The organism is Monashia sp. HAY1-5C (assembly GCF_056755255.1).
This window is the reverse complement of sequence record NZ_JBPGXG010000193.1, coordinates 1-6,516: the sequence shown is the minus strand read 5'-3', so window position 1 is coordinate 6,516 and position 6,516 is coordinate 1. Positions and strand designations below refer to the sequence as shown.

Annotated in this window: 7 protein-coding genes and 1 pseudogene; 3 read left to right on the top strand and 5 right to left on the bottom strand. The window is 73.6% G+C overall.

The features are described 5' to 3' along the window. Positions 1 to 46: 46 nt before the first annotated feature. From ACR9ZK_RS20200 to ACR9ZK_RS20185, 4 genes and pseudogenes are all read right to left on the bottom strand, one after another. Positions 47 to 280 (bottom strand): annotated as a pseudogene (locus ACR9ZK_RS20200) (translation initiation factor IF-2 N-terminal domain-containing protein); the annotation flags it as partial. Between the two features lie 172 nt (positions 281 to 452). Further along, on the bottom strand, positions 453 to 713 hold the full coding sequence (locus ACR9ZK_RS20195) for a YlxR family protein (protein ID WP_481343755.1): 261 nt from the start codon (positions 711 to 713) through the stop codon (positions 453 to 455). Between the two features lie 133 nt (positions 714 to 846). Beyond that, positions 847 to 1,875, bottom strand: a complete 1,029-nt coding sequence (gene nusA, locus ACR9ZK_RS20190) for a transcription termination factor NusA (protein WP_481343754.1) — start codon at positions 1,873 to 1,875, stop codon at positions 847 to 849. Continuing rightward, complete coding sequence (locus tag ACR9ZK_RS20185) at positions 1,875 to 2,525, bottom strand: ribosome maturation factor RimP (RefSeq protein ID WP_481343753.1); 651 nt, start codon at positions 2,523 to 2,525, stop codon at positions 1,875 to 1,877. The genes nusA and ACR9ZK_RS20185 overlap by 1 nt, the downstream gene beginning before the upstream one ends. Before the next feature lie 169 nt (positions 2,526 to 2,694). Between ACR9ZK_RS20185 and ACR9ZK_RS20180 the strand changes: the two genes are divergently transcribed. The 3 genes from ACR9ZK_RS20180 to ACR9ZK_RS20170 all read left to right on the top strand — a co-directional run bounded on the left by ACR9ZK_RS20180 (position 2,695) and on the right by ACR9ZK_RS20170 (position 6,186). After that, positions 2,695 to 3,648, top strand: coding sequence for a hypothetical protein (locus ACR9ZK_RS20180; protein ID WP_481343752.1), 954 nt, complete (start codon positions 2,695 to 2,697; stop codon positions 3,646 to 3,648). Further along, a complete protein-coding gene (locus ACR9ZK_RS20175; protein WP_481343751.1) occupies positions 3,645 to 4,622 on the top strand; it encodes an aminoglycoside phosphotransferase family protein in 978 nt (325 codons plus the stop codon). Before ACR9ZK_RS20180 ends, ACR9ZK_RS20175 begins: the two co-directional genes overlap by 4 nt. A gap of 154 nt (positions 4,623 to 4,776) precedes the next feature. Then, positions 4,777 to 6,186, top strand: coding sequence for an MATE family efflux transporter (locus ACR9ZK_RS20170; protein WP_481343750.1), 1,410 nt, complete (start codon positions 4,777 to 4,779; stop codon positions 6,184 to 6,186). A 64-nt stretch (positions 6,187 to 6,250) separates the two neighbouring features. Here ACR9ZK_RS20170 and ACR9ZK_RS20165 read toward each other — a convergent pair whose 3' ends face one another. Then, positions 6,251 to 6,481, bottom strand: a complete 231-nt coding sequence (locus ACR9ZK_RS20165) for a helix-turn-helix domain-containing protein (RefSeq protein ID WP_481343749.1) — start codon at positions 6,479 to 6,481, stop codon at positions 6,251 to 6,253. Between the last annotated feature and the right edge of the window lie 35 nt (positions 6,482 to 6,516).

Here is a 6,516-nt window from a genome sequence, read left to right as displayed (position 1 = left end):
TCCGTCGTCGGCAGCGTCAGATGTGTATAAGAGACAGACGCTGGGACGGCGCGGGCGCCGCCTGCTTCGCGGCGGGCTTGGCCGCCGGCTTCGTGTCGCCCTTGGCACCGTCACCGGAACCCTCCCGCGGGAAGGTCTCGATGATCTTGCGGACGACGGGGGGCTCGATGGTCGACGACGCCGACCGGACGAACTCCCCCTGGCTCTTCAAGTGTGCGAGCAGGGTCTTGCTCTCGACTCCGAGCTCCTTCGCGAGCTCGTAGACCCGGACCTTAGCCACATCTCTCCTGTCTCGGTCCGGCCTGAACAGGAGTGGCCGAACCGTGGTTATTGCTGGGGCTTGCTCATCGCTGAGTACTCATCGGGTGCTCATAGCGTTTTCAACCCGCCTTGGTTCGTTTCTGGTGGTTCTGACGCGCGGGCGACGGGAGTCGCCTGCGCCTGGTTCGCTGCTACGCGTCCGGGACGCCGAGGTGCCGTGCCACCGCGGTCACGTCGACCGCGGCCTGCAGTCGCAGGGCACGTCCGAACGCCCTACGGCGCACTGCCAGCCCGAGGCACTCGGGCGTCGGGTGCAGCCACGCACCACGACCCGGCAACCGGTGGCGTGGGTCGGGGCGCAGGACGACCCGGGCGTTCGCCCCGGTCCCTGCGTCCGTCGCCGCGACCACTCGCAGCAGAGCCGACCAGCTATCCGTTCCTCGACATCCCACACAGGTGCGGGACGGCTCGGCACGGAGTCCAGTCCGGTCGGCCACACGCCAGTCTACCGCGTCACGGGCCCGGCCCGCTCGACGGGGTCGAACGGCGCCTGCGCGCCGGGGCGGAGCCCGCGCGACGCGGGCGTCACTCGGGCGTGACCTCGACGCCGGCCGCCTCGGTGTCGGCGCGGATGTCGATGCGCCAGCCGGTCAGCTTGGCGGCGAGCCGGGCGTTCTGGCCCTCCTTGCCGATGGCGAGGCTCAGCTGGTAGTCGGGCACCACGACACGCGCTTTGCGTGCCGCGGCGTCGACGATGTCGACCGACTGGACCCGCGCCGGTGACAGCGCTGCGGCCACGAAGGCAGCGGGGTCCTCGGAGTAGTCGACGATGTCGATCTTCTCGCCGCGCAGCTCGGTCATGACGGCCCGGACGCGCGCCCCCATGGGACCGATGCAGGCGCCCTTGGCGTTGACGCCGGCGACCTTGCTGTGGACCGCGATCTTCGTGCGGTGGCCGGCCTCGCGGGCCAGCGCCGCGATCTCGACCGTGCCGTCGGCGATCTCCGGCACCTCGAACTTGAAGAGGGTCCGGACGAGGTTGGGGTGCGTGCGCGACAGGCTGACCTGGGGGCCCTTGGGGCCGCGCTTGACGCTGACGACGAAGCAGCGCAGCCGCTCGCCGTGCACGTAGCGCTCACCCGGCACCTGCTCGGCGAGGGGAAGGATGCCCTCGACGCTGCCGAAGTCGACGAGGACGTTGCGCGGGTCCTGGCTCTGCTGGATGACGCCGGAGATGACGTCGCCCTCGCGGCCCTTGAAGTCGCCGAGGATGGCCTCGTCCTCGAGGTCGCGCAGCCGCTGCACGATGACCTGACGCGCCGTCGAGGCGGCGATGCGACCGAAGCCCTCCGGCGTGTCGTCGAACTCGGGCCCGGGCTCGCCGCGCTGCGGGCGCTCGCCCTCCTCGGCCGCGGGCAACAGCTCGCCCTCCTCGCGCGCCCACACGACGACGTGCCCCGACTTGCGGTCGAGCTCGACCCGGGCGAGGCGGTAGCTGCCCTCGGTCCGGTGGTAGGCGACGAGGAGGGCCTGCTCGATGGCGGGGATGAGCACGTCGAGGCTGATGTCGCGCTCCCGCTCGAGCGCGCGGAGTGCGGCCAGGTCGATGTCCATCAGGAGTTCCCTTCCGTGGCGGACGCGTCATCGGCCCGCTCGTTCGTGTCGTCGGTCGTGTCGTCGGTCGTGTCGTCGATGTCGTAGGTCGTGTCGTCGTTCGCGTCGTCGTTCGCGTCGTCGTTCGCGTCGTCGCCGCTCGCGCCCGGCCGCGTGAACTCCACCTGCACGACGCCGCGCTGGACGGCGTCGAGGTCGAGGGTCACCCGTCGGGCGGGCGTCTTCTTCGTCGGCGGCACGTCGAGCACCAGCGCGTCGGTGCCGATCTCGACGAGGCGGCCGGTGGCGGTGCCGTCCCGGTGGACGACCTCGACGAGCCGGCCCACCTGGCGCCGGAGCTGGTCACGGGAGGCGAGCGGGCGCCCGACGCCGGGTGAGGACACCTCCAGGACGTACGGCGCCTGGCCGAGCAGGTCGCCCGCGTCCAGCTCGTCGCTGACCGCGCGCGTGGCGTCCGCGACCGAGTCGAGCGAGAGGGGCGGGACGGGGCTCGTCGTGTCGGCGGCGTCGAGGCCCGAGATGTCGGAGTCGACGAGCACCCGCACGACGCGGCGCTTGCCCGCCGGGGACACGCTGACGTCCTCGACGACGAGACCGAGAGGGGCGAGCACGGGTTCGAGAGCCGCTCGGATGTCCTGGGCCGTGCTCATGCGTCGACGCCTCCTGCTCTTCTCGAATGCCGGTGTCACCGCGGGATGCGCGGGTGACCGGGGGCCAGCCGGGCGGTCCGGTCGGTCCGGAACGCCGCGTGGCCCACTCTATCGGCGCAGCGGGGTGGCCGCAGACCGCCGTCGGCGGGGGGCGTGGGAGGATCCGGGCATGGTCGGCGACTTGGGGGGACGGCGGCCCGCGCTGTCCGAACGGCTCGGCAACCCGCCGCGTCGGCTCATCCTCCTCGGCGGCGGTGCCGCCGCCCTCGCCTGGCTCGTCGACCGTGGCCTGCGCCTCGACCTGCCCCAGCCCCCGCCGCCCGTGCCCACCCGCCGGCCGGCGCCGGACGAGGGGCTCCTGCTGCGTGTCGTGGCCGACCTCGCGGTCCTCATCGGTGCCGCCGACGCCCTCGTGTCGGCCGGCGCGGGCGGAACGGTCGAGCGCCTGCGCGCCGTCCAGCGCGAACAGCGCCGCGTGCTGACCGGCCGGCTCACCAACGCCGGCGTCCCCTCGGCGGTCATCGACGCAGCCGTCCGACGGGCCCTCGCCACCGCGTCGACCGAACGCGTGCGCCGCCGCGCCGACCTCGGCGCCCTCCTGGCCGACGTCCCCCCGAGCCGGTGGGCCGACGTCGCCCGAGCCGGCGCGGCGACGCGTCAGCTGCTCCTCGCGGCCCTGTCGGTGCGGCTCGCCGGAGCCGTCCTTCTCGGCAGCGACGTCGCCGTCCCCGACACGGCGAGCCCGGCCCGACCCGCGCTCGTCGCCCGCACCCAGCCCCTCGTGTACGCCTTCCAGGTCGTCGCCGCGCAGGCCGGTCCCGCCGACCGACCCCGGGCCCTCGACACCCTCGCCGGCCTGGCGCGCCTCGAGACCGCCATCTCGGGCGCCTCCGCCTCCATGCCGAGCGGTTGGGCCCTCCCCTACCCCGTCACGACGCCGCACGACGCGGCGCGCCTGGCCCACGACGTCCTCGTCGACGCGGTCGACGCGTCGAGCGAGCTGGCGGGCCCCACGCCGAGTGCCGCGTCGGTGGAGGACGTCGCCCGCTGGAGCGGGCGCGTGCAGGCGCTCGCCGTGGACTGGGACGTGCCCCTGCGCGCCTTCCCCGGGGCCGTCTCGTGAGCATCGACCTCATCCCGGCGCACTTCGCCCATCGCATCAGCGGCTACGCGGCCGACGGCTACGCCTCCGGGGAGGACTGGCTCGACGAGCTGCCGGTGCTGCTCGGTGACCTGCTGCGCGAGTGGGAGCTGGAACCGGTCGGCCGGACGATGAGCGGCGCCTGTTCGGTCGCGCTGCCGGTCCGGCTGCTCGGCGCGGGGCGCGAGGCCGCCGGCGTCAGCGGGGAGGCGGTGCTCAAGGTCAGCTGGCCGCACCCGGAGGCCGCGACCGAGGCACTCGCCCTGCAGACGTGGAACGGGCACGGCGCGGTCCGCCTCCTGCGTGCCGACCCCGCGCGGTTCGTCCTCCTCCTCGAGCGCCTGCACACTCGCGACCTCACCACCATGGAGGTCGACGACGCGTGCGTCGTCATCGGCGACCTGCTCCGGACCCTGCGTCGTCCCCCGCACCCGCGCGTCCCCCGGCTCGTCGACCACGCGGAACGGCAGGCGCGCGAGCTGCGGGCGGCCCCGGCGGTGCTGCCCCGGCGGTACCTCGACCAGGCCGCGGCGCTCGCCCGTGAGCTGGTGGCCCGGCCGCCCGCGGAGGACCGCCTGCTGCACACCGACCTGCACTACACCAACGTCCTCGGCGCGTACCGGTCGCCGTGGCTGGCCATCGACCCGAAGCCGATGGCCGGCGACCCCGCCTTCGAGGTGGCGCCGGCGCTGTGGAACCGCCCCGACGAGCTGGGCACCGGCTCCGAGGTGCGGTGGTCGCTGCGCCGACGACTCGAGATCATCTGCGAGCACGCGGGCCTCGACGAGGGCCGCGCCCGGGCCTGGACCATCGTCCGCGAGGCCGACAACGCGCTCGAGGCAGTGAGGTCCGTGACCTCCGGGACCCGAGGGAGGTCCGCGGACGACGCGTCGCGCCAGTGGGCGCACGACCGCGTCAGCCTGGCCGTCACGATCATCAAGGCGATGAACGACTGAGCGGCGCGTGCCCGGTCGGGAGCCGGGCACGCCGCTCGGCAGCGGCGCCTGCTGACCGGGTCAAATCGTTTCGACCCAGGTGGTTGAAGGTCGTACGATCGACTGCGCGCACCGTCGTGCGACCCTCCCCCCTTCGATGTCGAAAGGCACTCGCTTGCCCCGCCCTGCCCTGCTCACCCGTCGCGGAACCCGGAGGACCCCCGTCGGGGCCGGACCGTCGCCGGCGCGCGAGATCGCGCGCATCGCCGTACCGGTGAGCATGGAGTTCGTCCTCATGCTCGTGCTCAACTTCGTCAACCAGATCGTCGTCGGCGGGCTCGGGGCGACGGCCATCGCGGCCGTGGGCTTCTCCAACAGCCTCACGTTCATCCTCGCGGTGACGCTCGGCTGTCTCGGCACGTCCGTGAGCATCCTCGTCGCGCGTGCCCACGGCGCCGGCCGCAGCCGCGACCTCGACCACACCGTCACCGCTGCCGTCCTCGTGGCCCTCGGTCTCGGCGCCGTCGTGTCGGTCGTGCCGTGGTTCCTGTCCGAGCACCTCATGGCGCTGGTCGGGGCCTCGCCCTCCGTCGCGGCCGCCGGCACGGGCTACTTCCGCCTCACCGTCCTCGCGACCCTGCCGGTCATGCTCAGCGCCGTCCTGTCCGGCATGCTGCGCTCCGTGGGCCGGCCGACGAGCCCAATGATCGCGACGATGGTGACCGTCGTGGCGAACTCCGGGATCGCCCTGGCGCTCGTCACGGGGATCGGGCCGTTCCCGGCGCTCGGCGCCGCGGGAGCCGGCTGGGCCACGCTCGCAACGGCGGTCGCCAAGGCGCTCATCCTGCTCTGGATGGCCTACCGGCGCGGCGCGGTCGGCTGGAGCGTGCCGCACAGCCTGCGGCAGTGGCGGGCCGTGGTCGTGCCGTTGTTCGTCCTCGCCCTGCCGCTGGGCGTGACCGAGCTGTTCTGGACCGTCGGCACCTTCCTCTACAACGTCGTCTTCCAGCAGCTCGGTGACGAGGCCCTGGCCGCGGCCCAGATCGTCACGACGCTCGAGGGTGTCTTCATCGTCGGCAGCATCGGGCTGATGAGTGCCACCACGACGCTCGTCGGCCGGTCGGTCGGGCGCGGTGACGTCCGTGACGCGGTGGCGTGGGTGCGTCGCCTGACCCGGGCCGGGCTGGGAACCGCCGCCGTCTTCGGCGCCCTCTTCGCCACCTCGGTGCTGCTGCTCGACGCGCTCTTCGGCCGGGCCGGGCAGGACGTGCGGGTCATGGCCGGGGTCGGCATCCTCCTCAACGCCGCCTTCCAGGTGGTGAAGGTGCGCAACATGATCATCGGCGCCGGCGTCCTGCCGAGCGCCGACGACGTGCGCGGCGTCATCATGGGCGATGCCGCCGGCGCCTTCGTCGTGGGCCTGCCGCTCGCCGTGCTGCTCGGCCTGCACACGCCCCTCGGCTACGTCGGCATCTTCCTCGCTCGCATCGTCGAGGAGCTGGCCAAGCTCGCCGTCTTCACGTGGCGGGCTCGGCGCGTCCGCTGGGAGCGCCTCGTCTCCGCCGGCGACCCGCTGCCCACCTGACGGCGCACCCGACAGCGCACCCGACGCCGTGCGACGCGGCCGGTGCACGGACCGCTCGCTCGCGTCAGGGCCGGCCGGGCTCGTCGTCGGGGCGCGCGCCGGTCGTGCGCTCGAGGTGGTCGAGCACGTCGCGCCGCTCGAAGCGGCGGTGCCCACCGAGCGTCCGGACGCACGGCAGCAGGCCAGAGCGTGCCCACTTGGTCACCGTGGTGACCGACACCCGGAACAGCCGTGCGACCTCCGCCGGCGTCATGAGGTCGACGGGCTCGTGCCCCTCGCCCTGTCTCTTATACACATCTGACGCTGCCGACGACGGAGAGAGTGTAGATC